Consider the following 25,240-nt stretch of genomic DNA (forward strand, 5'->3'; position numbering starts at 1 on the left):
CGCGATGCGGCCCGCATGAAGGAACTCTTCGAACACCGGTCCTTCGTGCGCTTCTGGGCGGCGCGCGTCGCCGCCGTCGCCGCGTCGCAGATGCTCATGCTGGCCATCGGCTGGCACATGTACGAGCTCACGGGCAGCGCCTGGGACCTCGGGCTGGTCGGGCTCTTCCAGTTCGCGCCTTCGGTGGCCACGACGCTCTTCGCCGGCCACACGGCCGACCGGTATCACCGCGTCCGCATCGTGGCCACCTGCATCGCGCTGCAGGCGGCGGTTGCGTTTTTCCTCGCGCTGCAGACGCTCGGCCATTCGGTGACGCGCGAACTGCTGCTCGTGCTTTCGCTCGTGCTCGGCGGCTTGCGGCCCTTCCAGATGGCGGCGCAGCAGGCGCTCGTCGCTTCCCTGGTGCCGCTGTCGCTGCTCTCTCGCGCCACGGCTTTCAGCTCCGCGGGCATGCAGGCCGCGGTGATCGGCGGGCCGGCGCTCGGCGGACTCATCTTCGCCGCGGGCGTGAACGCGGTCTACGCGACTTGCGCCGTGCTCTTTTGCGTGTCGACCGTCATGTGCCTGCTCGTGCGCTACGAACACGTGCCGCCGCCGCGCGAGCCGGTGACGATGGCGACGCTGCTCGCGGGCGCCCGCTACATCGCATCGAGCCGCCTGCTGCTGGGGGCCATGTCGCTCGACCTGTTCGCGGTGCTGCTCGGCGGCGCGACCGCGCTGCTGCCGATCTTCGCGAAGGAGATCCTGCACGTCGGCCCCGAAGGCCTGGGCGTGCTGCGCTCGGCGCCGGCGGTGGGCGCCTTGCTCGTCGGGTTCTTCCTCGCACGGCATCCACCGTCGAGCGGCGTGGGCAGGAAGCTGTTGATGGCCGTTGCCGTCTACGGCGTGTGCATCATCGTGTTCGGCGTGTCGACGTCGTTCTGGCTGTCCGTGCTCATGCTCGCACTGTCGGGCGGGGCGGACATGGTGAGCGTGGTCATCCGCCAGACGCTGGTGCAGCTCGAAACGCCCGACCTCATGCGCGGCCGCGTGGCGGCGGTCAATACGCTCTTCATCGGCGCGAGCAACCAGTTGGGCGAGTTCGAGTCCGGCGTGACCGCGGCCTGGCTCGGGCCTGTCGGCTCGGTGGTGCTCGGCGGCGTGGGCACGATCGCGGTCGCCTGGAGCTGGGGTCGCCTGTTCAGGCCGCTGGCCGAGCGCGAAACGTTGCATTGAAGACCGGGCTCAGGGCTCAGGGCTCGGGCGCCGCCAGCGACAATCCCCGCATGCTCCGTCGCCGCCACTTCATCGCCGCAAGCGCCGCCACGCTGCCCGCGCTCGCCGCCGCGCAGGCCTTCCCCGCGAAGCCGATCCGCATCGTCGTGCCCTTCGGCGCGGGCGGCATCGCCGACCTCACCGCGCGCGCGGTCGCGAAGGCGCTCGGCGACTCCTTCAGCCAGGGCGTGGTCGTCGAGAACAAGCCCGGCGCCGGCGGCGTCGTGGCCGGCGAGACGGTTGCGCGTGCCGACCCCGACGGCCACACGCTGCTGCTCATGAGCAACGCGACGGCGGTGAGCGCGGGTCTCTTCAGGTCGCTGCCCTTCGACGCGCAGAAGGACTTCGCGCCGGTGGTGACGCTCGGCTACTTCGACATCGCCGTGATCGCGGATGCGAAGAGCCGCTTCGCCTCGCTGCGCGAGATGCTCGCGTTCGCGAAGGCGAACCCGGGCCGGCTGAACGTGGGCACGGTCAACGTGGGCAGCACGCAGCATCTGTCGGCGGAGCTGCTGAAGACGGCGGCAGGGGTCGACTTCCAGGTGGTGCCGTTCAACGGCTCGCCCGCCGTCCTCAATGCCCTGCGTGGCGCACAGGTGGACGTGGCCGTGGAGATCCTCGGCCCGATGATGGGTCAGATCGCCGCGAAGGCGGTGCGGCCCCTGGCCGTGATGGGCGCGAAGCGCGCGGCCGGGGTGAAGGACGTGCCCACGGTCGCCGAGAGCGGCGTGCCCGGCTTCGACGTCGCGTCGTGGAATGCGCTGGCGGCGCCCGCGAAGACGCCGCCCGCCGTGGTGGCCGTCTTGAACCGGGAGGCGAACAAGGCGCTGCAGGACGCGGCGCTGCGCCGGCAGCTCGCCGAACTCAACGTGACACCCGCGGGCGGCACGCCGCAGCAGTTGCGGCAGCTCCTGTCGTCCGAAATCGGGCGCTGGTCGGAGGTGATCGCGCGCGCGGGCGTCCCGCGGCAGTGACCCTGGGCGGCGGCGGGCGAGGCCGCGACTTCCCCTCTTGCGCCGAACGCGAAGCCCCGGGAAACTCGCGCCACAAGGAGCACTCCCGATGACACGTTCCGGCACCCCCTCGACCACCCGCCGCGCGCTCGTCGGCGCGCTGCCGTGCTTGGCCATCTTGGCGGGCTGCGCAACGCCGTCGATGCCTCCTGCCGGCGCTCGCGCCGCACTCGCGCCCACGGGCGAGCTGCGCGTCGCCTTGATCGCGGGCAGCCCCATGTCCCTCGTCGCGACCGCGCCCGTGGAAGAGATGCGCGGCGTGAGCGTGGACCTCGGCCGCTCGCTGGCCGGCCGGCTGGGCGTGCCCGTGAAGTTCGTCGTGTATCCGCGCCTGCCGGATTCGCTGGCCGCCGTGCGGCGCGGCGACGCCGACCTCATCATCACGAACGCCACGCCCGAGCGCGCGGCCACCCTCGATTTCGCCTCGACGCTCGTCGACCTCGAACTCGGCGTTCTGGTGCCGCCCACGCCGCGCATCACGTCGATCGACGGCATCGACCAGTCGGGCTTCGTCATCGGCGTGAGTCAGGGCAGCACCTCGGAGCGCACGCTCGGCGGGCGGTTCCGGCTGTCCAAGGTGCGCGGCTTCCCCTCGCTCGCCGCGGCGCGCGAGGCGCTCATCACGATGCAGGTCGACGGGTTCGCGACGAACAAGGCCGTGCTCCACGAACTCGGGGAGCGCGTGCCCGGCTCGCGCGTGCTCGAGGGCCGATGGGGCACCGAGCATTTCGCCGCGGCGCTGCCCAAGGGGCGCGATGCGGCGGGACTGGCCTACCTGCGCATGTTCACCGACGAAGTCCGCCGCAACGGCGAATTGCAGCGCGCCGCCGATCGTGCCGGCCTGAAGGGGATGGTGAAGTAGCGGGCGCGGCCTGCGCCGCTGCCGTCGCGGATCGCGTCCGCCGAAGGGCGGCGTGATCTACCATCGTCCCCGATGACCGATCCCGCCGCCGCCTGGCTCCAGCGCAGCCCCGCCATCGCCGCCGCGCAGGCCGCGAAGCGGCCGGTCGTCGCGCTCGAGTCCACCATCATCGCGCATGGCATGCCGTATCCCGAGAACCTGCGCACGGCGCGCGAGGTCGAGGCGGTCGTGCGCGACCATGGCGCCGAGCCCGCGACCATCGCGGTGATGGGCGGAAGGATCCGCGTCGGCCTGGCGGATGAAGACCTGGCGCTGCTCGCACAGGCGAAAGACGCGCACAAGGTGAGCCGGCGCGACCTGCCGGCCGTGCTCGCGAGCGGCGAGCTCGGCGCGACCACGGTAGCCGGCACCATGATCTGCGCGGCGCTCGCGGGCATCGAAGTGTTCGTCACGGGCGGCATCGGCGGCGTGCATCGCGGCGCGGGGGAGAGCTTCGACATCTCGGCCGACCTGCAGGAACTCGCGCGAACGTCGGTGGCCGTGGTGTGCGCGGGCGCGAAGTCCATTCTCGACATCGGCCTCACGCTCGAGTACCTCGAGACGCATGGCGTGCCGGTGGTGAGTTGCGGCCAGGACAACTTCGCCGCGTTCTACACGCGCGACAGCGGCTTCGCGGCGGACCGGCGGATCGACGACGCGGCGGCGCAGGCAAGATTCATCCGCACGAAATGGGACCTCGGCCTGGCGGGCGGCGTGGTCGTGAGCGCGCCCGTGCCCGCCGAGGCCGAGATGCCGCGCGCGGAGATCGATGCGCTGATCGAACAGGCGCTGGCCGATGCGCGGTCGCAGGGCATCGCCGGCAAGGCGGTCACGCCTTTCCTGCTCGCCCGCATTCGCGCGCTGACCGGCGGGCGCAGCCTGGCGACGAACATCGCGCTGGTGAAGCACAACGCGGAGGTGGGAGCGAGGCTCGCCGTTGCGTTGGCGCGGTGAGCGTCGCGTGCGAGTGCGAGTCGGCGCGGGGCGCACGCCCTACTGCATCGTCCCCGACGGCACCACGACCTTGCCGCGCGCTCCAGGCACGCGCCGCAGCAGCGCATTCGCCACCTTGACCGAGTCGATGGGCCGGTAGTTCGCCGGCACGAGCGGGCCGAGCACGCGGCCGATGGACTCCGCGATCTTTTCGCCGCGCCGCTCGGGCTGGCCGAGTTGCGTGCGGTCGCCGACGAGCATGGAGGGCCGGGCGATGACGACCCCGTCGAAGGGCAGGCTCGCGAGCGCATCCTCGGTCTCGCCCTTCACGCGACTGTAGAAGACGCTCGAGCGCGCGTCCGCGCCCATCGCGCTCACGAGCCCGGCCTGCCGCGCACCTGCGGCGAGCGCGGCCTTCGCCACGGCGAGATTCGCGTCGTGGTCGACCGCGCGAAAGGCATCCTGGCTGCCCGCGACCTTGATGGTCGTTCCGAGCGCGAGATACACCTCGTCGATGCGCGGCAGCGAAAGGGGTTTCGCGAAATCGACGACCTGCCAATGCAGCTTGGGATGCGTCAGCGCGGACGGACGGCGCCCGAGCGCATGCACGGCATCGACCGTGTCGTCGGCGAGCAGCCCCTGGAGCAGCGCCTGCCCGACGAGGCCCGTGGCGCCGGCGAGGGCGACGGTGCGGCGCCTGGATTTCACGGGGCGATTCGGAGAGTCCATGGCGCGGCTCGCGAGGAAAGAATGAGGACATTGTAGTTACAGGCGCGCCATGCATGGAAGAGATGCGGTGCGCGATGCCGTTCTGTCATCCTGCATCCGGGTCGCCTGGGTCGACGCTGGATCACGCCTAGCCTCTGTACATGATGGTAATATACACTCGTGATCGACCTCGCCAGGATATCGGGCTTCAACTGGGACAGCGGCAACTCCCGGAAGAGCGAAGAGAAGCACGGAGTCTCCATGGCGGAGGCCGAGCAGGTTTTCTTCAACGTCCCGCTGCTGTTTCTGGAAGACCTGGCTCACAGCAGTAAAGAGGTGAGAGTGCATGCGCTCGGAAAGACCGATGACGAGCGCGCCCTGCACATCACTTTCACTCTGCGCAAGGCGGGAACATTGATCCGGGTGATTTCCGCCCGGGACATGCACAGGAAGGAGCGATTGGCTTATGAACAAGCCGGCTAAGAAGCCCCTGCCGCGGTTCGCGACCGAAAAGGCCGAGCGCGACTACTGGGAAACGAACGGATCGACCGATCATGTCGACTGGTTCCAGGCGCAGAAAGTGACATTGCCCAACCTGAAACCGACCACGAAGACAATTTCTTTGCGACTGCCTCAGCATCTGCTCGACTCGATCAAGATGGCGGCCAATGCCCGGGACGTCCCATATCAGTCCTTGATCAAGGTGTGGCTACAGGAAAAACTCCACAGCCACTAGAGGGGGCCACGTCTGCGGCCGGACGAAGACAGGGGACGGTCATGCGCAATTCGCACAATTTGTCGAAGGCATAGAGGAACCCGTCACTACGGCGCCCTTTCCGCCCGCTCCGCCAGCTCGGACATGAACCCGTCCAGGTCCGCCGTGCGCAGATAACCGACCGCGCACGCGACCGGCAAGTCGGTCACCTTGTACAGCGCTGGGCAACGGCTCGGGTCGATGCGTGCGGCTGCGACCACGGGCGCGGAAACGGCATCGGGTCCGGTTGCCGCCGCGACGGCGGCTGCAGTGGCGGCGGCCGATGACGGCGAACCGCTCACCAACTCGATGTCCGGCGCCACCCCGCTCTTGTTCACCGTGGTCCCGAGCGGCCCGTGATACACCGAGGTGGTGATCTTCAGCGCGCCCTTCGCCTCGCCGAGGCCATAGGTCGTCTGCACCGTGCCCTTGCCGTAGCTGCGCTGGCCCATCACCTTGGCGCGGCCGTTCTCCTGCAACGCGGCGGCGACGAGTTCGGAGGCCGACGCGGAGCGGCCGTCGATCAGCACCACCATCGGCACACCGGGCAGGATCTCGTTCGCATCGGCCTTGCGCGTGCTGTAGCTCGAAGGCGGCCGGCGCCGCAGCGAGACGATGGTGCCTTCGCTCAGGAACAGGTCGGCGATGAGCACGGCCTCGCGAAGCAATCCGCCGGGGTTGCCGCGCATGTCGAGCGTGACCGCGCGCGGCATCTTCTCCGCGCTCGCGAGCGCGACCGCCTTCTCGATCTCCACCGCCACGCCGGTCGTGAACGACGCGAGCTTCAGCACCAGCACGTCGCCCTCCATGCGCCACTGCACGGTCTGCCGGCGGATGGTGTCGCGCGTGATGGCCACGGTGAAGGCCTCGGCGCCGCCGCGCCGCAAGGTGACCGATACGGTGGTGCCGGGCTGCCCGCGCATGCGCGCGATCGCGTCGGCGAGCGGCACGCCCTGCAGCGGCACGTCGTCGATCCGCAGGATCAGGTCGCCCGCCTTCACGCCCGCCCGCTCGGCCGGGTTGCCGGGCATGGTCGAGACCACGCGCACCACGCCTTCGCCGGGCTCGACCTGCATGCCGACCCCGCCGAAGCTGCCGCCGGATTCGCTGCGCTCGTTGGCGTGCGACTGCGGGTCGATGTAGCGCGAATACCCATCGAGTGTCTTGAGCGCCGCGTTGATCGCGGCCTTGAACACGACGGCCGGCTCGCCCGTGCCGGGTACCACCGGTTCCATCGACTTCAGCGCGTTCGCGGCCAGCGCCGAAACGTCGACCTCGGCCGCGTAGCTGCGCTCGATGCGTTCGAAGACGGTGGCGATGAGGTCGCGGTAGTGCGCGGCCGGCTCGCCGGGCACGACCGAGTGCTCGAAGGCCGACTGCACGGCGGCGACCGTGTGCCCCGGAATCGTGGGCGACGCGGCGGACGATGCCCCCGCGACAAGGAGCATGCTGGCGGCTGCCAGGAGACGTTGCGCAACAGACAATCGTTTCATCGCCGGGCCACAGGGTAAAGCGTGAAACGCAGTATGACACCGGGTCCGGCCCGATGCACGCGGCCGGACTTTGTATCGCTGGACACAGAAAGAATGCGCGGGCCGCCCACAAAATCGAAATCGCACCCTTTCACCGATTCAAGGCCCGCCATGCTGCGCATTCTGAAAACTTTCCTCCACGCCGGATTCGCCGCCTCGCTCGCCGTGCTGTCGCTGCAGGCCGCGGCGCAGGCCTATCCGTCCCGACCCGTCACGCTGGTCATTCCCTGGCAGGCCGGCGGGATTCCCGACACGCAGCTGCGCTTGCTCGCGCGCCTGGCCGCACCGCATCTCGGCCAGCCCATCGTGGTCGAGAACAAGCCGGGCGGCGTGGGCACGATGGCGCCCGCGGCGGTCGCGGCGAATTCCAAGCCCGACGGCTACACGATCACGCAGCTCACCACCGCCGTCCTGCGCATGCCGCACATGATGAAGGTCTCCTACGACTTCAAGAAGGACTTCACGTACATCGGCGGCCTCTCGGCCTTCCGCTTCGGCGTCGTGGTCCGCAACGATTCGCCGCTGAAGACCTGGCAGGACTTCGTCGCCTATGCAAAGGCGAATCCGGGCCAGCTCACGTACACGACCTTCGGCACCAACTCGGTCCTGCACCTCACGATGGAGCGCATCGCCGCGGCCACCGGGATCAAGCTGCGCCACGTGCCCTCGCGCGGCAATGCCGAGAACAACGCGGCCGTGCTCGGCGGCCACGTCATGGCCTCGGCCGACGGCAGCGCCTGGGCGCCCTTCGTCGACTCCGGGCAGTTCCGCCTGCTCGTGACCTGGGGCGACAAGCGCAGCAAGCGCTGGCCCAACGTGCCCACGCTGAAGGAAGTCGGCATCGACATCGTCGAGTCCACGCCCTTCGGCCTGATCGGCCCGGCCGGCATGGACCCGGCCGTCGTCGACAAGATCTACGGCGCCTTCCGCAAGGCGATGCACGAGCCGGAGCACATGAAGCTGATGGCTCAGTACGACATGGACCTGTTCGAACTCGGCCCGGCGGACTTCCGCAAGTGGGCCTTCGAGGAGGAAGTGCGCATCGGCGAAGTGGTGCGGCGCTTCGCGGAGAAAGACACGAAGTGATCCTGTCCTGGCTGGGCACCCTGTTCTGGGTGGTGCTGGGTGTGCTGATCGCATGGCAGTCCCGTGTGCACGGGCTCGGCACGCAGGCCGAGCCGGGCACGGGCATGGTGTCGTTCGGCCTCGGCATCCTCATCGCGGCCATCGCCGCGGGGCGTGCTGCGGTGCGCATCGTCCGAGGCACGTGGCAGCCCGCCCCCGCCGTGTCGGCGCGCGTCGTCGCGCTGTGCGGCGTGCTGGTGGCGTACTTCCTCGTCTTCGTCCGCCTGGGCTATGTGCTCTCGACGTTCGCGCTGCTCCTCGTGCTGTTCGTCGCCTTCGCGGAACTGCGCTGGAGCCGCGCGCTGATCGTCGCGGCGGGCGCGACCGCCGCCTCGTACGCGCTCTTCAAGTTCGCGCTCGGCGTGCAGCTGCCGCCCGGCATCCTCGGCTGAACGCATCGTGGACTTCGCACCGGGACTCCTGCTCGGCCTGCAGGTGGCGCTGCAGCCGGCCAACCTCCTTTACTGCTTCATCGGCGTGCTGCTGGGCACCCTGGTCGGCGTGCTGCCGGGCATCGGGCCCGCCGCGGCCATCGCGCTGCTGCTGCCGGTGACGGCGGGCATGTCGCCCACGGCCGGCGTGGTGCTGCTCGCGGGCATCTATTACGGCACGATGTACGGCGGCTCGAGCACGTCGATCCTCGTCAACATCCCCGGCGAAGCATCGTCGGTGGTCACCTGCCTCGACGGTCACCAGATGGCGCTGCAGGGCCGCGCGGGACCCGCGCTCGGCATCGCGGCCATCGGCTCGTTCATCGCGGGCACGCTCGGCGTGATCGCGCTCACGCTCATCTCCGCGCCGCTCGCCAAGGTGGCGGTGTCGTTCGGCGCGGCGGAGTATTTCAGCCTGATGGTGCTGGGCCTCGTGCTGATCGGCTGCCTGTCCTCGGGCTCGCTTCCGCAGGCGATCATGACCGCCAGCCTCGGCATCGTGCTCGGCCTGGTGGGCAGCGACCTCGTGAGCGGCGGCACGCGCTTCACCTACGACATTCCGGCGCTGATCGAGGGCATCGACGTCGTCACGCTCGTCATCGGCCTGTTCGGCGTGTCGGAGGTGCTGATGAACCTCGAGTCGCGCCTGACGCGCACGGTCGTCGACACGAAAATCAGGAACCTCCTGCCGACGCGCGACGACTGGCGCCGAAGCGCGAAGCCCATCGCGCGCGGCTCGGTGCTCGGTTTCTTCCTCGGCCTGCTGCCGGGCGGCGGCGGCGTGATCGCGTCGTTCCTCTCGTACGCGGTCGAAAAGCGTTTCTCGAAAACGCCCGAGCGTTTCGGAAAGGGCGCGATCGAAGGCGTGGCCGCGCCCGAGGCCGCGAACAACGCGGCGGCAAGCGCGTCGTTCATTCCGCTGCTGACGCTCGGCATCCCGCCCAACGTGATCCTGGGCATCCTGCTCGGCGCGTTCATGATCCATGGCGTGCAGCCGGGGCCGCTCTTGATGGTGAACCATCCCGAGCTGTTCTGGGGCGTGGTCGCCAGCATGTACGTGGGCAACGTCATGCTGCTCGTGCTGAATCTGCCGCTCGTGGGCATCTGGGTGCAGTTGCTGCGCGTGCCGTATGGCGTGCTGTTCCCGCTCATCCTCGTCTTCTGCGTCGTCGGCGTCTACGGCACCACGGGCTCGCTGTTCCAGCTGTTCCAGATGGGCTTCTTCGGCGTGGTGGGCTACCTGCTGCGGCGCAACGGCTACGACCTCACGCCGCTGGTGGTGGGCTTCGTGCTCGGGCCGCTGCTGGAACTGCACATGCGCCGCGGCCTCATGACGAGCGGCGGCGACTGGTCCTTCTTCGTCACCCGGCCGATGTCGGCCGTGTGCCTCGCCCTTGCGGTCATCCTTGCGGTGTGGACGCTCGTGCCGAAGCTGCGCGCCAGGGTGCCCGTGCTCAACGCCAATACAGAGACAACATGATGAACAGCTGGCAGGTCGGCTCGGCGCGCGTGACGCGCATCGAGGAGCAGGTGGGCGTGGGCGGATTTCCGCCCGAGAAGTTCCTGGTCGGCCTCGACCGCGCGACCTTCATGGAACTGCTGCCGCGCATGCCCAACCACTACTCGGTGGAGCACGACCGGCTGGTGTCCAGCATGCACTCGTGGATCATCCGCACCGGCGGCAAGATCGTGCTGGTCGACGCCTGCTGCGGCAACCACAAGGATCGGCCGTGGATGCCGCGCTTCCACCAGCTCGACACGCCGTACATGCAGAACCTGGAGGCGGCGGGCGTGAAGCCGGAGGACGTCGACATCGTCCTGTGTACGCACCTGCACGCCGACCACGTGGGCTGGAACACGCGGCTGGAAAACGGCAAGTGGGTGCCGACGTTTCCGAACGCGAAGTACCTGTTCTCCGACCGGGACGATGCGCGCTGGAACCCTCGGCGCATGCAGGGGATGGACCCGAACCGAGCCGCCGTGTACGAGGACAGCGTGCTGCCCGTCGTGCGCGCCGGGCAGGCGCAGATGCTCGAGCATCGTTCGCACACCCTCGGCGACCTGCTCACCATCGAGCCCTCGCCGGGCCACACGCCGGGCCACGTGGTCCTGAAGCTTGTCGACGACAAGGCCCGCGCGCTGTTCTGCGGCGATGTGCTGCACCATGCGACGCAGGTCTATCACCCGGAGTGGAACAGCGCGTTCTGCGAGGTGCCCGAAGAAGCCGTGAAGACGCGCCGGGAGGTTCTGGCGTGGTGCGCGGACTCGCCCGCGCTGCTGTTCCCCACGCACTTCGCCGCGCCGTATGTGGCGGCGATCCGGCGCGAGGGCGCGGGCTTCGCGCTCGATTTCGTCGCGGCCGACAGTCCCTGATCGGGGAAGATCAGGAAGCGGCGGAAGACACCGCCGCGACGACGTCGATCTCGACCTTCAGGCCCGGGAGGGCGAGATGCGAGATGCCGACGGTCGAGCGCGCGGGGCGCACGCCCTCGGGGAAGAACTCGCGGTACACCGTGTTGAGCTCGGCGAATTCGCCCTGCATGTCCGTCATGTAGATCGTGACCTGCAGCACGTCGCTCATCGAACTGCCGGCGGCCTGCAGCACGGCGCGCACGTTCTCGAGCGTCTGCCTCGCCTGCGCGGCGATGCCCGGCTGGAACTCGCCGGTGGCCGGGTCCTTGCCCACCTGCCCCGAGACGAACACCATGTCGCGCCACACGAGCGCGGGCGAGAACGGCAGCGTGTGCTTCGCGCCTTCGAGGAAGACGGCGCGGCGCGTCATTTCGCGCGCTCCTGCAGCACGCCCACCGCCTCGATTTCGACGCGCAGTCCCGCGCGCGCGAGATGCGCGACGCCGACGGTGCTGCGCGCGGGCGGCGCCTCCGGAAAGAATTCCTTGAACACCGCGTTCATGCCCTCGAAGTCGCTCGGCATGTCGACCATGAACACGTTGACCTTGGCGATGTCGGCGAGCGTGCCGCCCGCGGCCTCGACCACGGACTTGATGTTCGAGAGCGCCTGCCGCGTCTGCGCCTCGATGCCCGCCGCGAACTCGCGGGTCACGGGGTCGCTGCCGGTGTGTCCGGACACGTAGAGCATGTTGCCGGCCAGCACGGCCGGCGAATACGGCCGGTGCGGCAGCAGGCCGGTGGGGGGAACGATGACTTGACGCTGCATGGTGAGACGAAGGCGCTCGGGGAGGAGGCCTTCATCTTCGTGCGGGGCGGCGGGGGGCGTCTGTATCTTCGGCTACAGCGGCCCGAAGGTCGCCCTTTAAGCCGTCACTTCCTTCGCCGCGATCGAATAAGCGAAATCCGCCGGGGAATACGAGTCGATGCGCTCGCCGCCGATCTCGGCCACGGGGTACATCAGGAACGAGATCGTCTTCGACTTCGCGCCGGGCAGGTGGACGTCGTGCGCATCGTTCCAGGCGAGCCAGTTGCCCTCCCACGTGCCGAACAGGCGCGCGTACACCGGTGTGATGAGCGGGTGCTTCGCCGACTTGATCCACTGCGGCGTTTCCTGGCGCATCACCTTCGCGACGTCCGCCGGGTCCACCGGCACCCAGCCGTGCGCCTGCAGGTACACCTCCGCGCGGCAGTGCTGCGCGCCGTCGAGGCGCTGCGGATTCGCGCCGAGCTCGCGGTAGCCGGTGGCCGAGGGCGCGAGGCGCAGGCCGTACATGTCGCGCGCGGGCAGGCCGACCGAGCGGCACAGGCCGACGAAGAGCGAGTTGAGGTCGACGCACTTGCCCGACAGGTCGCCCGACTCGAGCATCGCCTTCACGTTGCCCTCGCCGCAGCCGCGCGTCTTGGGTTCGCGGTGCGCGTTGTTCACCACCCAGTCGTAGATCGCACGTGCCTTGTCGACGTCGGTCCTCGCCGTCCCCACGGCCTTCTGCGCCGTCGTGCGGACGATGCCGTCGGTGGGGATCATCTCGGTCGGGGCGAGCCACTTGCGCAGGCTCGCGGCGTCGTCGCGCTGCAAGGGACGCGTCGTCATCGCATCGGGCCGGCTGCGCGTGCGCACTCGGCTCGTGACCTCGGCCATCGGCTCGCGGCTGTCGGGGAACTGCACGTGAAGCATCCGCACGCCGGTGCGCGGGTCGGCCGTGACGCGCGCCTTGCCGTTGCTGATGAAGGACTCGACCATCGGCGTCTGCCACTCGCCGTCGACCGAAGGCAGGGGCAGCCACAACTGCGAGGGCGCATCGGCGCGCTTCAGATTCACGCGCGTCGTCACGTCGAACGTGCGCCAGGTCGCGTCGAACGGCTTGCTGGCGCCGGCCGGCACGGCGGGCGTGCCTGCGGCCTGGGCGAACGCGAGGCCCGGAAGGCCGAGGCCGCTGGCGGCGCCGGCGGCGATGAAATGTCTGCGATCGATTTTCATGGTGTCTTCAAAAGGGTGGAGATGAGTCGGGTGGCCTCGGGGCCGGTCCAGTCGGCTTCGCCGCGGACGGACCAGCGGACGCGGCCCCCGGCATCGACGAGGAAGGTGGTGGGGAAGATCTTGACGCCCCAGCGGGCCGCGACCGTACCGGCCGGATCGAGCAGCACCGCGAGGTCGAGGCCGCGCGGCTCGAGGAAGCGGCGCACCAGCCGCGCGGATTCCTTGAAATTGACCGTGGCCACCGCGACGCCTTCGCCACCGTGGAACTGCGCGAGTTGCGCGAGCGAGGGCAGCTCGGTGCGGCAGGGCGCGCACCAGCTCGCCCAGAAGTTCAGGACGAGGACGCGGCCGCGCCAGTCGGCGAGCGTGCGCGACTTGCCGTCGAGGTCGGGGGCATCGAGCGCAGGCGTGGGTCTGCCCGCCGGCCAGGCGGTCGACGCGAAGGCATCCTGCGCGCTCGCGAGGCGCGGCGCGAGGAGGGCTGCGCCGAGGGCGCCCAGCACGTGACGGCGGGGAAAGAGGGACATCGCGGGATATGAGAGAAAAGAATCATACCCACTCGCCCGCAACCCCTGAAAGGCCCGCGGGCGCCTCACGGCGCCCGGCGGGGAGCGGAACGGCAGAGGTTCCGCTTTTTCGAAGTTGCGCGCTGCCTCAGAAGATCAGCATGAACAGCAGGATCAGGCTGAGGGGGACGCCGAGTAGCCAAAGAATGACGGGCATGTTGCTCTCCTTGTTGGGTTTCGTGTTGTTGAAACGATAAGCCGGGCGCCATGCGCAGCGTGACGGGCGGCACCGGGTCTCGCCGTGGTCGGCGGGGGCATTGCGCGTAGGCAGGTGCCTACGGCTGTCCGGCTCAGCCTGGGACCGTGCGTCGATGGAACGCCCATGTGGGCACGCCCGGAGTCATGCGCCGCCGCCAGGAGAAGATTGCGAGCCGGTAAGATCGTCCGCGATTTGACCGCCGACCCGCTCGTTCCCCGCCCCTGGCTCGCCTTGCAAGCCACGCTCGCGGCCCAGCTCTTCGCCAGCTTCGTCACGGCCTTCGCACCCGTCGTTGCGCCGGCCGTGGCGCCGCAGCTGGGCATTGCGCCGGAACGCGTGGGCCTGTTCACCGCCACGATCTACCTCGTCGCCATGCTCTCCGGCGTCGCGTGCGCGTCGTGGATGGGGCGCGTGGGGGCGTTGCGCAGCACGCAAGTCGTGCTCGTGTGCATCGCGGGCGGCATCGCGCTTGCGGGCGCCGGCACGGCGGCCATGCTCCTGCTCGCCGCCGTCGTGATCGGTATCGGCCACGGCGTGGTCAACCCGGCCGCCGCCGTGATCCTCGGGCGCCATGCGCCGCCGGGTTCGCCGGGACTGTTCTTCGCCATCAAGCAGGCGGGCGTGCCGGCGGGCATCGCGCTGGCCGGCCTCGTCCTCCCCGCCACGCTCGCGACGATCGGCTGGCAGGCCGCGCTCTTCGCGACCGCCGCTGCGCTGGTCGCACTGGCCGTCGTGCTGATTCCCGCGAGGCCGCTGCTCGATCCGCCGTCGCCCAAAACATCGCCGGCGAGGCAGCCCTGGGTCGAGTCCCTGCTGCATGCCGCGCGCGAGCCGTCGCTGCGCCGCCTGAGCTTCATGGCCATGGCCTACGCGACGATGCAGCTCGGCTTCGTCACTTATGCCGTGTCGCTGCTCGTGCGTCTCGGCCTGCCACTCGCGCAGGCGGCGGGCATGCTCGCGATCGCGCAGCTCGCCTCCGTGATCACGCGCGTGACCGCGGGCCACATTGCCGACCGCTGGTTTCCCCCGCGCCGCCTGCTCTCGATCTTCGGCTTCGCCATGGCCGCGGCCTCCGTCGGCCTGGCCTTCCTGCCCGCGTCCCCGTCGGTGCCGCTCGTCGGTGTCGTCATGGTCATCGCGGGCGCGACGGCGATGGGGTGGAACGGCGTCTTCTTCGCCGAACTGGTGCGCGTGGTGCCCCGTGACCAGCTTGCGCGCGCGGCCGGCGGCACGCAGTTCTTCCTGTTCGGCGGCTCGATGCTGGGGCCGTTCCTGTTCTCGCAGCTGCTCGCGTTCGGCGGGACCTACACCGCCGGCTTTCTCGCGCTGGCGGTTCTCGCCGCGCTCGCCGCCGTGACGATGCTGGGGAAGGACGCGTCGAACTCGGACGAGTGACCAAGGTGGCCCGATGAAAAGTGCTTCATCGGGCCCCGGAACAGCCAGAGGCGGCTCACGCTGAAAAGGTATTCGAAGCGCCGCATCGGCTCCGCGCCCTCGACATCGCCGGTCACTGCTGCGGCTCGATCTTCGCCGCCTTGAACATCTTTTCCCACCGGCCGAGGTCGCCCTCGATCAGCGAGGCGAATTCGGCCGGCGTGGTCGACACCGTCGTGTAGCCCGTCTTCTGCGCGCGCTCGCGGAAGTCGGGCGCCTGCACGATCTGGCCGATCTCGGCGGACAGCTTGTCCACGATGGGCTTGGGCGTGCCCGCGGGCGCGACGATGCCGAACCAGAAGCTCAATTCGAAACCGGGCACGCCGAGTTCGCCCAGCGTCGGAACGTTGGGAAGGCCGGGGTTGCGCTTCGCGCCGGTGACGGCGAGCGCGCGCAGCCTGCCCTCGTTCATGTACTGCGTGGAGATGCCGCCCACGTCGAACATCATCTGCACCTCGTCCTTCAGCAGCGCCTGCAGGCCGGGCGCGCTGCCCTTGTACGGCACGTGCGTCACGTCGATGCCATTGACCGCCTTGAACATTTCCATGACCACGTGATAGCTGCTGCCGTGGCCGAGCGACGGATACGAATACGCGCCGGGCTTCGCCTTCGCCGCGGCGACGAGTTCGGGCAACGTCTTCGCCGGAAACTTGTCGTTGACGAAGAGGAAGAGCGGCGTCTGCGTGACGAGCGTGACCGGCGCGAAGTCCTTCAGCGGCTCGTACGCGAGCTTCGCGAAGCCATGCTTGTTGAGCACCATCGAGGTGAGGCTCGCGAAAAAGAGCGTGTAGCCGTCGGCCGGCGACTTCGCCACGTAGGACGCGCCGATGATCTGCGTCGCGCCGGGCCGGTTCTCGATCAGCACCGGCTGGCCCAGGCGCGCGGTGAGCTCCTTGCCGATGTTGCGCGCGGTCACGTCGGACAGACCGCCCGCGTCGTAGGGCACCACGATGCGGATCGGCTTGTTCGGGTAGGCCTGCGCGAACGCGGCCGCCGGCACGAGGGCGAGGCCGGAGAGGGCGAAGGCGGCAAGAACGGCCTTCCTGAGGAACGTGATCACGATGCGACTCCTTCCGTGGACTGGGGACTCGGCGCGTCGTAGCGCCCCGTGGGAGAACCGAAGCGCTGCGTCATCACGTCGGCGAGCGGCACGGCATCGGGCGTGATGGCGCCGCCGCAGCGCACGGCGTAGGCCTGCGGCGCTCCTGCGGCCTTCGGCTCCTCGCCGCCTGCCAGAGCCTTTGCCGCGCCGAGCACGAGCTTGCGGAACTGCACGACGCCCATGTCGGTGGGGCCGAGATGTTCGCGCGTGCGGTCGGCGATCCAGCCCTGGCTGTCCTGGATGCATGCGTCCTGCTCGGACACGCCGGTGATGCCGGTGAAGCTGCGGTGCTTCTGCTCGACGCGGTCGATCAGGTAATCGTTCGAGCGGTTGCGGATCGGAATCCACTTCTCGTCGACTTCCGCATGCACCGCGAAGCCGCCCGCGTACTTGCGGCGCTCGGCCTCGGTGATCGGGCGCTCCGGGTTCCACGTGTAGCAGTAGATCCAGCACGAATGGTCGTCGATCGGGATCCAGGTCTGCCCGTGATAGCTCTCGCCGGGAAACGCATTGGGCGTGTAGCCGTGGTTGGGCATCAGAAACTGGCTGATGCGCCAGTACGTGTTGCCGGGGTCCGCGGTGCGCGCGCCGCCGATCACGATGCCCGCGTCGTGCGCGATGATGGTGAAACGCGGCGCCCCGTCGTCCTTCATCCATTTCACGCGCTGGAACTGCTGGCTCGCGTCGGCGCGCGACATCGTCTTCATGAACTCCTCTTCGGAGGCCGACACCGCCATGTGCAGGTACGAGAAGTGCGCCGTGTCGAGGCCGCCCTCGCAGGCCTGCGCCCAGTTGCACTCCTGCAGTTTTTTCGACACGAAGACGTGCGAGGCAGGCAGCATCGTGAACTCGATCGCGGGAAAGGTCGGCTTCGCTTCGGGCGGGCCCATGTAGGCCCAGAGCATCCCGCCGCGCTCCTCGACCTCGTACGATTTCAGCCGGATCGTCTTCATGTAGTTCGCGCCGTTTGGCACGCACGGCATGTCGACGCACCGGCCCTCCACGTCGAACTTCCAGCCATGGAAGGCGCATCGCAGGCCGTTGTCCTCGTTTCGGCCCCAGAAGAGGTTCGCGCCGCGGTGCGGGCACTGCGGCTCGACCAGGCCCACGCGCCCGCGCGTGTCGCGGAACGCGACGAGGTCCTCGCCCATCACGCGCACGCGCACCGGCGGCGCGTCGGGTTCGGGCAGTTCCTGCGAGAGAAGGAAGGGCGTCCAGAAGCGGCGGAAGAGGGTGCCCATGGGCGTGCCCTCCCCGGTGCGCGTCAGCATCTCGTTGTCGGCGAAGCTCAGCATGATGCGTGGCCCCGCCGTCAGCGGACCTTGGCGACCGGGCGCAGCAGCGGCATCAGCTTGTCGCGGCACTCCTGCATCGTGATCACCTCGTCGGGCTCGCAGCGGTGCAGCTTGCGGTCGTTGCCGCGGTACACGCGCTCCTCGACGAGACGCGCCTCCTCGTCGTACGGCCAGAACATCGACTGCGTGAGCGTCGCCATGTAGGTGGCGTCGGGGTCGTCGATGGAGTCCCCCATCGCGAGCAGCACCTTGCCGGGAAAGAAGCGGTGCGACACGTACTCGGTGTAGAGCCCGTCGTCGTCGACCGCGCAGTGCTCCTGCGTGTGGTAGATGACCGTCGTGTTCTGGTCCACGTAGCTCTGGTATTCCGCGCGCACGGCCTCCATGCCCTCGATGACGCGCGTGCCCTTGGGCGTGTGGAAGCGGTACACCGGGTTCGGCACGATCATGTCGGGCGCGAGGATTCCCTCGTACAGGCCGCACACCTCGAGGATCGCGTGGCGGCGGTAGTTCTCGAGGATGGCGAGGTGCCTCTTGTTGGTGGTGCGCGCGATGGCCGCCTCCATGGCGGGCGCCCGCTGCAGGATGTCGAACTTCATTGACTTGTCTCCGCGTTTTGCAGGTGACAGTACCCGTCCGCGGTGTTAGAAAACGAGCGGAGTTTCGCTATGTTGAATTTTCGTTTGACCGCGCCGATCTACGAGGACACGCTGGAAGACCGCCAGTTCGCGACCACGCTCGCGCGCGGGCTCGAGATCCTGCGCTGCTTCACGCCCGAGGAACCCTTCCTCGGCAACAAGGAGCTTGCGGAGCGCACGGGCCTGCCGCGGCCCACCATCTCGCGCTTCACGTACACGCTCGTGCGTCTCGGCTACCTGCGGCATGCGATGCATTCGAGCAAGTACCAGCTCGGCTCCGCGGTGGTGTCGCTCGGCTATCCCATGCTCGCGCGGGTGCGCCTGCGGCAGGTCGTGCGGCCGGCGATGAACGAGCTCGCGGACCTGCTCGGCTGCTCCGTGTCGATGGGCGTGCGCGACCGCCTCGGCATCGTCTACGTGGAGACGAGCCGCAGCCGCGCGGTGTTCGCGCCGCAGTTCTCGGACATCGGCCGCTGGCTGCCCATCGCCTCCTCGTCGATGGGGCACGCGTATCTCGTCGCCTGCGACAGGGCGGAACGGGAGAGCCTGCTCAACGAAGTCCGCGTGAAGATGCCCGATCTGTTCAAGGACTACCACCGGTCCATCGATCGCAGCCTGCGCGAATTCCCGCGCACCGGCTGCTGCATCCTGCAAAAGCACATGGACCCCGCCGTGCGCGCGGTCGCGGTCCCGCTGAAGCGGCCGGTCGACGGCGAGCGGCTCGTGTTCAACTGCGTCTCGAACGTCAAGCAGCTTCGCAAGGGGATGCTCGAGAACGAGATCGGCCCGCGGCTCGTCGCGATGGTGAAGAGCCTGGAGCTTGCGCTGAAGAACGGCTAGCTCACGCCACCGGCGTCAGCAGCCTGCCGTCCCGATACCACGAACGCAGATTGTCGAGCACGAGCTCGCCCATCTCCCGACGCGTCTCCTGCGTGCCGCTGGCGGTGTGCGGCGCAAGGACGACGTTGTCGGCCTCCAGCAACTCGCGCGGAACGTTCGGCTCGTGCTCGAACACGTCGAGTCCGGCGCCGGCGATGCGCTTGTTCTTCAGCGCCGCGACGAGCGCGGCCTCGTCGATCACCGTGCCGCGCGCGATGTTGACGATGAAGCCGTGCGGGCCGAGCGCGTCCAGCACCTCGGCATTCACGAGGTGGCGCGTCGCCTCGCCGCCGGCGCAGGCGACCACGAGGAAGTCGCACCATGCCGCGAGCTCGCGCAGCGAGGGTTCGTAGGTCCAGCGCGCTTGCGCCACGGGACGACGCGAGTGGTAGCGCACCTCCATGCCGAAGCCCGTCGAACGCTGCGCGATGGCCTGCCCGATGCGTCCGAGGCCGAGTACGCCGAGGCGCTTGCGCGCCACGCGCGTGGTCACGCGGAAAAACACGCCGGGCTTCCACTCGCCGTCGCGCACGAAGCGGTCGGCGGCGACGTGCTGGCGCGCGGTGGCGATCAGCAGGCCGAAGGCGAAATCCGCGACGCAGTCCGTGAGCACGTCGGGCGTGGTGCTCACGGCCACGCCGCGCCGCCGGGCGGCGCCGAGATCGATCGTGTCGTACCCGACGCCATAGTTCGCGATGACCTGCAGGTTCGGCATCGCATCGATGAGCTCGCCGCTCGCACCCTTGAGCGAGCCGGTGACGAGCCCGGTGAACTCGCGTCCGTGCTCTCGCAGGAAAGCGGCCGCGTCGGCCTCTTTCCATAGCGGGTGGACGTCGTACTCGCGCGCGAGCGCGGCCTCGAGGGGCGGGATGCGGGCATTTTCGAGGATGCGGGGTTTCATGGCGATTCCGGCCGTGCTGAGGCACCGCATGTTACGCACTCGGCGAAAACGGGCCGCTCGCGGCACACTCCTGTCCATGCGCCGTGTTCGTCTGTTGCCACTTCTCCTTTTGCTCGCCTTTGCTCCCGCCCGCGCCGCCCCCGAACCCGACGATGCCGCCGCCTTCGACGCCTGGCTCAACCACCATCCGGTCACCCAACTGGAGGACTTCCTGGCCGAGCGCAAGCTCAACGGCATCGTTCCCACGCGTTCGCTCTTGCGCACCGCGACCGACTGGCGCAGGTGCAAGGCGCCTCAATTCGAGATCCCGCCGAAGAGTCACTGGCCCGTGATGCGCGAGGTCGTCGCGTTGGTGGCGGAGCTCAAGAAGCGCGAAATCCTCAAGGAGGTCGATGGCGCCTCCGCCTATCGCAACCCGGCGCTGAATGCCTGCGCCAACGGCGCGCCGCGCAGCGCCCACACCGTGAGCTGGGCGCTGGACCTCACCGCCGAAGGCCCGTCCATCGACGTGACCAAGCTGTGCGCGTTCTGGCGCGACGAAGGCCGCAAGTGGAACATGGGCCTGAGCCGCTACCCGAGCGGGCGCATCCACCTCGACGTGAGCGGCTGGCGCACCTGGGGTGCGGATCACACGTACAGGACTTCGTTCTGCCTCGCGCAGCGGAAGGACTAGCCCACGACCGCCGCGGCAATGCTCCCGGTCGCCCGGCCGCGCGGCGGGCCGGCCTCAGAACCTGTGGCGGATCCCCGCGCCGAAGCTCGTGCCGCCCGAGAACGTGGTGATGGTGTCGCGCATCACGTTCACGTAGACGTCCGTCCGCTTCGACAGGTTGTGGTCGTAGCCCACCGTCGTGGTGCGGCGCGTGCGGCCCGGCGTGTATTCGGTGCGCGCCGTGCCCAGCATGATCTTGCCGGCGCCCACCGGCACCGTGCCGCCGAGCGACACGGTACGGCTCTCCAGCGGCGAGATGCTGGTTCGCGAGCGGCCGTAGGTCCCGAACAGCTTCGCGGCCGTGAAGTCCCATGAGGCGCCGAGCATCCAGTCGGTGCGGCGCGCGTCGCCGGTGAAGCGCGCGGGCACCGGGTTGCTCAAGTCGTCGCTCTCGTAGAAGGCGGTCGCGGCGAATGGGCCCTTGAAGAACAGCAGGTTCGCACCGAAGTTGCGCACGCCGTTGTCGTTGGCGACCTCGCCGAACTGGTAGTGGAAGTTCGCGGTGAGCCCGCCGAAATTGGGCGTCGTGTAGAGGATCTCGTTGGCCCAGCCCGTGTCCGAGGGTGTGGTCGCGGCCCAGCCCGAAGGGTTGAACAGCGGCACGTTGTTGTGCAGGACGAGGGGCGAGAAGGTGAACGAGTCGCCGAACGGGTTGAACAGGATCGTCGGCAGGAAGTTCGGCGCGAGGCCGCGGCCCAGCATCACGGTGCCGAATCGGCCGGAGAGCGAGACGTTCGCGTCGCGCGAGAAGAACGGGTCGTTCGCGAAGCGCCCGGCGGTGCCGCTGTCGGCCTGGAAGAACGCGGTGAGCGCGAAGTTCGCCTTGAGGCCGCCGCCGAGGTCTTCCGTGCCCTTGAACCCGAACCACGAGGTCGTCATGCCGCCGCTGCCCACCACGGTGCGCCGCCCCGTGTCGCCGGCCATGCGCATGCTCCCCACGAAGGTGTCGACGGTGCCCATGAGCTGCACCGAACTCTGCGCATGCGCACCAAGCGCAATCACGCCGCCCGCCGCCGCGAGCAGCATTCTTCCAAGGATCGCCATTTCTTCACTCCGGTTGTTGTTGCCGCAGTCGAGCTGCGGAAACGGGCGGAGTGCAAGAGGCGTGCCGTTACCTCTGCATCACGACGACCCACAGGCCAATGATGACGCAGGCCGCCGCCACCGCATACAGGATGCGGCTCGCGAAGTGGATCGCTTCTCCCTGGCCGCGGCGCGAAAAGAAGAATCCGAAGAGCGCCGCCAGCGCGGCGAAGAAGAAGGGGAAGAACTCGGTGGGCAGGCCGAACATGGAAAAAACCTTTCTCTCTGCAATTTCTCTGCAATTGCGTCCAGTGTGAGGACCTGGCTCAACCCTGCACGTGGCGGCTTGTCGGATGCGTGCGTAGGCGAAGTCCGAGCCGGCGCGGCGGCGGTCGAACTTTCGCCCTAAACCCTTCGGGCGGACTTCCCCCGCGGCTTCTTCTTCGCCGCGAGCGATGCCTTCAGCGAGCCTTCGAGCGTGCGCGCGAGCCGTGCCTCGAGCAGCGCGAGCACCGCCACTTCCTCCGGCTTCAGCCGGCCCAGGTTCTCGCGCAGCTCGGCATCGGCGCGCTCCTTCACCTCCAGCGCCAGCGCACCCTCGGTGTACGCGGAGATGACCTCGGGATGGATGTAGCACTTGCGGCAGATCGTCGGGGTGTTGCCCAGCTTCGCCGCGACGCGTTCGATCGCCGCCTTCAGGTTCTTCTTCTGCGTCGCGTCCGGGTCGATCCGTTCGACCTCCTGCAGCGCCATCGCGGCGAGCACGGTGCCGGCCCAGGTGCGGAAGTCCTTGGCGGTGATGTCGCGGCCGGTGATCTCGCGCAGGTAGGCATTGACGTCCGACGACGTGACCCGCTTGACCTGGCCTTCGTCGTCGAGATACTGGAAGAGCTCCTGCCCCGGCAATTCCTGGCACGCGCGCACGACCTTCGCCACGCGCGGGTTGCGCACGGCGAGCTGCCAGGTCTTGCCGCTCTTGCCCTTGAACTGGAACCGGAGCTGCCCGCCCTCGACCTTCACGTGCCGGTTGCGCAGCGTCGTCAGGCCGTAGCTCCGGTTCTCCTTCGCATAGTCCTCGTTGCCCACGCGGATCAGCGTGGTCTCCAGCAGATGCACGACCGTGGCCAGCACCTTCTCGCGCGGCAGGCCGCGCAGCGCCATGTGCTCGGCGAGCCGGGCGCGGACCGCGGGCAGCGCCTGCGCGAAATCGAGCATGCGGCCGTACTTGGTCTCCTCGCGCACCTCGCGGAACTGCGCGTGGTAGCGATACTGCTTGCGGCCGCGCGCATCGCGTCCGGTCGCCTGGATGTGCCCGTTCGCACGGGCGCAGATCCAGACCTCGGTCCAGGCCGGCGGAATCGCGAGCTTGCGGATGCGCTCCAGCGTCGCGTCGTCGTGGACCGGATCGCCGTTGTCCTTGAAGTAGGCGACCAGGTCGCCCGCCTGTTCGCGGCGGATGCCAGGCTGCTCGTCCGAGACGTACTGCAGGCCCGCGACCTCCGCGGCCTCGCGCGGGTCGACGGCCCCGGCGGTGTCGGGCGGAGGAGCGGATTCGGCTTCGGCGCGGGCCATGGCTGGCGAGTGTTCGTGCCGCCGACCGGCGCGGCCGTAGGACAAGCGCGACGGATGAGGCGGGGCGACTTCACTACACGGCCTTCGCGCCGCACGCGCCAGAATGACCGCATGACACTCCCGCGCGTGAAACTCACCATCGGCGAGCATCCGCTCGACGCCTACGTCGCCCGCAACGCCGAAGAGCGTGCCCTGGGCCTCATGCACCGGCGCGAGATGCCGGAGAACGAGGGCATGCTTTTCATGTGCGACGAGCCGCAGCCGCAGAGCTTCTGGATGAAGGACACGCCGCTTCCGTTGTCCATCGCGTTCATGGACGACGACGGCCACATCGTGCAGATCGGCGACCTGGAGCCGCACTGCGAGGACGCGCACACCTGCGAGACGCCGGTTCGCTACGTACTGGAAGTCAACCAGGGCTGGTTCAGCGAGCGCGGCATCGCGCCGGGAGCGCGCATCGAGGGCCCGCTCTTCATTCGCGCCTGAGGCTTCAGGCCACCGGCTCGCGCATCGTCACGAACTCTTCCGCCGCCGTGGGGTGGATGCCGATGGTGCTGTCGAAGACCGCCTTGGTCGCGCCCGCTTTCATCGCCACGGCGAAGCCCTGCACGATCTCGCCCGCGTCGGCGCCGACCATGTGCAGGCCGACGACGCGGTCGCTGGCCGTGTCGACCACGAGCTTCATCAGCGTGCGCTCGGTGCTGCCGCTCAACGTGTGCTTGAGCGCCTTGAATTCGCTGCGGAAGATCGTGACGGCGCCGAACTTCTCGCGCGCCTGCGCTTCGGAATAGCCCACGGTGCCGATGTTCGGATGCGTGAACACGGCGGTGGGGATGTAGTCGTAGCCCATCGCCTTCTTTCCCGCGCCGAAGAGATGGTCCGCGATCACCATCGCTTCGCCCAAGGCCACGGGCGTGAGCTGGATGCGCGCGGTGACGTCGCCGGCCGCGAGGATCGAGGGGACGGAGGTGCGGTAGGCCTCGTCGACCACGATCGCGCCGTCGCGGCCCTGCTTCACGCCGAGCGCTTCCAGGCCCAGCCCCGCGATGTTGGGCACGCGGCCCGTCGCATACAGCACCTTGTCGGCTTCGAGGACCGTGCCGTCGGCCAGCGTGGCGGCAAGCGAGCCGTCGCCGCGCTTTTCGATCGACCTCACGTCCGCGCGGGTGCGCAGGTCGACGCCGTGCTTCGTCATCTCGCGCGCGACGTGCGCGCGGATGTCGTCGTCGAAGCCGCGCAGCACCTGCTCGCCCCGGTACAGCTGCGTCACCTTTGCGCCGAGGCCGTTGAAGATCGAGGCGAACTCGCAGGCGATGTAGCCGCCGCCCACCACGAGCAAGCGCTTCGGAAAGGGCTCCGCATCGAACAGTCCGTCGGACGTGATGACGTGTTCGCAGCCGGGAAAGTCGGGCACCGTGGGCCGCCCGCCGGTCACCACGAGAATGTGCTTCGCGCGCACCGTCTCTTCGCCGCTCGCGGTGCGGACCATCACCGTGTGCGCATCCGCGAGCGAGGCCCAGCCCGTGATCGTGCGCACGCCCGCGCCCGCGAGCAGGTTCGCGTACACGCCGTTGAGTCGCGCGATCTCGGCCGCGCGGTTCTTCTTCAGCGTGGCCCAGTCGAAAGTCGGCTCGCCCACGGTCCAGCCGTAGCCGGCGGCATCGCGGAAGTCGTCGGCGAAGTGCGCCGCGTAGCTGTAGAGCTTCTTGGGGATGCAGCCGACGTTCACGCAGGTGCCGCCGAGCGCTGCGGCCTCGGCGAGCACCACGCGCGCGCCGCGCTGCGCGGACATGCGCGCGGCGCGAACACCGGCGCTGCCGCCGCCGATGACGAAAAGGTCGCAGTCGTTGGAATCGGTCATGGAGGTCCTTGTGGATGC

At 69.0% G+C, this 25,240-nt stretch carries 28 protein-coding genes; 14 read left to right on the forward strand and 14 right to left on the reverse strand.

Annotated elements, in window-relative coordinates; all coding sequences use genetic code 11:
- Positions 1-15 precede the first annotated feature (15 nt).
- The 4 genes from AB7E83_RS05930 to AB7E83_RS05945 all read left to right on the forward strand — a co-directional run bounded on the left by AB7E83_RS05930 (position 16) and on the right by AB7E83_RS05945 (position 4,122).
- Positions 16-1,215 carry an MFS transporter gene (locus tag AB7E83_RS05930; protein ID WP_428566458.1) on the forward strand — a complete coding sequence of 400 codons (1,200 nt, stop codon included), beginning with the start codon at positions 16-18 and terminating at the stop codon, positions 1,213-1,215.
- Between the two features lie 50 nt (positions 1,216-1,265).
- Positions 1,266-2,228 carry a Bug family tripartite tricarboxylate transporter substrate binding protein gene (locus tag AB7E83_RS05935; RefSeq protein ID WP_428566461.1) on the forward strand — a complete coding sequence of 321 codons (963 nt, stop codon included), beginning with the start codon at positions 1,266-1,268 and terminating at the stop codon, positions 2,226-2,228.
- Positions 2,229-2,316: 88 nt separating this feature from the next.
- On the forward strand, positions 2,317-3,129 hold the full coding sequence (locus AB7E83_RS05940; RefSeq protein ID WP_428566463.1) for a transporter substrate-binding domain-containing protein: 813 nt from the start codon (positions 2,317-2,319) through the stop codon (positions 3,127-3,129).
- Positions 3,130-3,201: 72 nt separating this feature from the next.
- The gene (locus AB7E83_RS05945) at positions 3,202-4,122 is read left to right on the forward strand and encodes a pseudouridine-5'-phosphate glycosidase (RefSeq protein WP_428566466.1); all 921 of its coding nucleotides are present in this window, start codon (positions 3,202-3,204) and stop codon (positions 4,120-4,122) included.
- A gap of 39 nt (positions 4,123-4,161) precedes the next feature.
- Here the strand turns inward: AB7E83_RS05945 and AB7E83_RS05950 are convergent, their stop codons facing one another.
- Positions 4,162-4,809, reverse strand: coding sequence for an NAD(P)H-binding protein (locus AB7E83_RS05950; protein ID WP_428566467.1), 648 nt, complete (start codon positions 4,807-4,809; stop codon positions 4,162-4,164).
- Positions 4,810-4,989: 180 nt separating this feature from the next.
- Here AB7E83_RS05950 and AB7E83_RS05955 point away from each other — a divergent pair, with 180 nt between their 5' ends.
- The gene (locus AB7E83_RS05955) at positions 4,990-5,292 is read left to right on the forward strand and encodes a BrnT family toxin (protein ID WP_428566470.1); all 303 of its coding nucleotides are present in this window, start codon (positions 4,990-4,992) and stop codon (positions 5,290-5,292) included.
- Entirely contained in the window at positions 5,276-5,545 is a 270-nt protein-coding gene (locus tag AB7E83_RS05960; protein WP_428566472.1) for a BrnA antitoxin family protein, read from the forward strand. The genes AB7E83_RS05955 and AB7E83_RS05960 overlap by 17 nt, the downstream gene beginning before the upstream one ends.
- Before the next feature lie 86 nt (positions 5,546-5,631).
- On the opposite strand, the gene AB7E83_RS05965 is transcribed toward AB7E83_RS05960, so the two are convergent.
- Positions 5,632-7,011 carry a S41 family peptidase gene (locus AB7E83_RS05965; RefSeq protein WP_428566475.1) on the reverse strand — a complete coding sequence of 460 codons (1,380 nt, stop codon included), beginning with the start codon at positions 7,009-7,011 and terminating at the stop codon, positions 5,632-5,634.
- A gap of 195 nt (positions 7,012-7,206) precedes the next feature.
- Between AB7E83_RS05965 and AB7E83_RS05970 the strand changes: the two genes are divergently transcribed.
- Genes AB7E83_RS05970 through AB7E83_RS05985 form a run of 4 tightly spaced genes read left to right on the forward strand, consistent with a single transcriptional unit; the run spans position 7,207 to position 11,024 of the window.
- Positions 7,207-8,181, forward strand: a complete 975-nt coding sequence (locus tag AB7E83_RS05970; protein ID WP_428566478.1) for a Bug family tripartite tricarboxylate transporter substrate binding protein — start codon at positions 7,207-7,209, stop codon at positions 8,179-8,181.
- A complete protein-coding gene (locus AB7E83_RS05975; protein WP_428566480.1) occupies positions 8,178-8,612 on the forward strand; it encodes a tripartite tricarboxylate transporter TctB family protein in 435 nt (144 codons plus the stop codon). The genes AB7E83_RS05970 and AB7E83_RS05975 overlap by 4 nt, the downstream gene beginning before the upstream one ends.
- Positions 8,613-8,619: 7 nt before the next feature.
- Positions 8,620-10,131 carry a tripartite tricarboxylate transporter permease gene (locus AB7E83_RS05980; RefSeq protein ID WP_428566482.1) on the forward strand — a complete coding sequence of 504 codons (1,512 nt, stop codon included), beginning with the start codon at positions 8,620-8,622 and terminating at the stop codon, positions 10,129-10,131.
- Positions 10,131-11,024 (forward strand): MBL fold metallo-hydrolase, encoded by an 894-nt coding sequence (locus tag AB7E83_RS05985; protein WP_428566485.1) that lies wholly within the window; start codon positions 10,131-10,133, stop codon positions 11,022-11,024. The genes AB7E83_RS05980 and AB7E83_RS05985 overlap by 1 nt, the downstream gene beginning before the upstream one ends.
- A 10-nt stretch (positions 11,025-11,034) precedes the next feature.
- On the opposite strand, the gene AB7E83_RS05990 is transcribed toward AB7E83_RS05985, so the two are convergent.
- The 4 genes from AB7E83_RS05990 to AB7E83_RS06005 form a co-directional block, all read right to left on the reverse strand.
- Positions 11,035-11,433: a RidA family protein gene (locus AB7E83_RS05990; RefSeq protein WP_428566488.1), complete on the reverse strand. Its 399-nt coding sequence runs from the start codon at positions 11,431-11,433 to the stop codon at positions 11,035-11,037.
- Positions 11,430-11,828 (reverse strand): RidA family protein, encoded by a 399-nt coding sequence (locus AB7E83_RS05995; protein ID WP_428566490.1) that lies wholly within the window; start codon positions 11,826-11,828, stop codon positions 11,430-11,432. Before AB7E83_RS05995 ends, AB7E83_RS05990 begins: the two co-directional genes overlap by 4 nt.
- Positions 11,829-11,924: 96 nt before the next feature.
- Positions 11,925-13,040 carry a transglutaminase-like domain-containing protein gene (locus AB7E83_RS06000; protein WP_428566492.1) on the reverse strand — a complete coding sequence of 372 codons (1,116 nt, stop codon included), beginning with the start codon at positions 13,038-13,040 and terminating at the stop codon, positions 11,925-11,927.
- A complete protein-coding gene (locus AB7E83_RS06005) occupies positions 13,037-13,567 on the reverse strand; it encodes a TlpA family protein disulfide reductase (RefSeq protein WP_428566494.1) in 531 nt (176 codons plus the stop codon). The genes AB7E83_RS06000 and AB7E83_RS06005 overlap by 4 nt, the downstream gene beginning before the upstream one ends.
- Before the next feature lie 430 nt (positions 13,568-13,997).
- On the opposite strand from AB7E83_RS06005, the gene AB7E83_RS06010 reads away from it, so the two are divergent.
- Entirely contained in the window at positions 13,998-15,200 is a 1,203-nt protein-coding gene (locus tag AB7E83_RS06010; RefSeq protein ID WP_428566497.1) for an MFS transporter, read from the forward strand.
- Positions 15,201-15,312: 112 nt separating this feature from the next.
- Here AB7E83_RS06010 and AB7E83_RS06015 read toward each other — a convergent pair whose 3' ends face one another.
- Genes AB7E83_RS06015 through AB7E83_RS06025 form a run of 3 tightly spaced genes read right to left on the reverse strand, consistent with a single transcriptional unit; the run spans position 15,313 to position 18,235 of the window.
- Complete coding sequence (locus AB7E83_RS06015; RefSeq protein ID WP_428566499.1) at positions 15,313-16,299, reverse strand: Bug family tripartite tricarboxylate transporter substrate binding protein; 987 nt, start codon at positions 16,297-16,299, stop codon at positions 15,313-15,315.
- Positions 16,296-17,636 (reverse strand): Rieske 2Fe-2S domain-containing protein, encoded by a 1,341-nt coding sequence (locus tag AB7E83_RS06020; RefSeq protein WP_428566502.1) that lies wholly within the window; start codon positions 17,634-17,636, stop codon positions 16,296-16,298. The genes AB7E83_RS06015 and AB7E83_RS06020 overlap by 4 nt, the downstream gene beginning before the upstream one ends.
- A 17-nt stretch (positions 17,637-17,653) precedes the next feature.
- Positions 17,654-18,235 carry a hypothetical protein gene (locus tag AB7E83_RS06025; RefSeq protein ID WP_428566505.1) on the reverse strand — a complete coding sequence of 194 codons (582 nt, stop codon included), beginning with the start codon at positions 18,233-18,235 and terminating at the stop codon, positions 17,654-17,656.
- A gap of 84 nt (positions 18,236-18,319) precedes the next feature.
- On the opposite strand from AB7E83_RS06025, the gene AB7E83_RS06030 reads away from it, so the two are divergent.
- Entirely contained in the window at positions 18,320-19,114 is a 795-nt protein-coding gene (locus tag AB7E83_RS06030) for an IclR family transcriptional regulator (protein WP_428566506.1), read from the forward strand.
- A gap of 1 nt (position 19,115) precedes the next feature.
- Here AB7E83_RS06030 and AB7E83_RS06035 read toward each other — a convergent pair whose 3' ends face one another.
- Positions 19,116-20,054 carry a 2-hydroxyacid dehydrogenase gene (locus AB7E83_RS06035; protein WP_428566509.1) on the reverse strand — a complete coding sequence of 313 codons (939 nt, stop codon included), beginning with the start codon at positions 20,052-20,054 and terminating at the stop codon, positions 19,116-19,118.
- 94 nt (positions 20,055-20,148) lie between these two features.
- Here AB7E83_RS06035 and AB7E83_RS06040 point away from each other — a divergent pair, with 94 nt between their 5' ends.
- Positions 20,149-20,727 (forward strand): hypothetical protein, encoded by a 579-nt coding sequence (locus tag AB7E83_RS06040; RefSeq protein ID WP_428566511.1) that lies wholly within the window; start codon positions 20,149-20,151, stop codon positions 20,725-20,727.
- 54 nt (positions 20,728-20,781) lie between these two features.
- On the opposite strand, the gene AB7E83_RS06045 is transcribed toward AB7E83_RS06040, so the two are convergent.
- The 3 genes from AB7E83_RS06045 to AB7E83_RS06055 form a co-directional block, all read right to left on the reverse strand.
- A complete protein-coding gene (locus tag AB7E83_RS06045; RefSeq protein ID WP_428566514.1) occupies positions 20,782-21,810 on the reverse strand; it encodes a porin in 1,029 nt (342 codons plus the stop codon).
- Positions 21,811-21,877: 67 nt separating this feature from the next.
- On the reverse strand, positions 21,878-22,057 hold the full coding sequence (locus AB7E83_RS06050; RefSeq protein WP_428566517.1) for a hypothetical protein: 180 nt from the start codon (positions 22,055-22,057) through the stop codon (positions 21,878-21,880).
- 137 nt (positions 22,058-22,194) lie between these two features.
- A complete protein-coding gene (locus tag AB7E83_RS06055; RefSeq protein WP_428566520.1) occupies positions 22,195-23,361 on the reverse strand; it encodes a DNA topoisomerase IB in 1,167 nt (388 codons plus the stop codon).
- A gap of 111 nt (positions 23,362-23,472) precedes the next feature.
- Between AB7E83_RS06055 and AB7E83_RS06060 the strand changes: the two genes are divergently transcribed.
- On the forward strand, positions 23,473-23,847 hold the full coding sequence (locus AB7E83_RS06060) for a DUF192 domain-containing protein (RefSeq protein WP_428566523.1): 375 nt from the start codon (positions 23,473-23,475) through the stop codon (positions 23,845-23,847).
- A gap of 4 nt (positions 23,848-23,851) precedes the next feature.
- Here the strand turns inward: AB7E83_RS06060 and gorA are convergent, their stop codons facing one another.
- Positions 23,852-25,222 carry a glutathione-disulfide reductase gene (gorA, locus tag AB7E83_RS06065; RefSeq protein WP_428566525.1) on the reverse strand — a complete coding sequence of 457 codons (1,371 nt, stop codon included), beginning with the start codon at positions 25,220-25,222 and terminating at the stop codon, positions 23,852-23,854.
- Positions 25,223-25,240 lie beyond the last annotated feature (18 nt).

Source organism: Ramlibacter sp. (assembly GCF_050250995.1).
Classification (GTDB): Bacteria; Pseudomonadota; Gammaproteobacteria; order Burkholderiales; family Burkholderiaceae_C; genus Ramlibacter.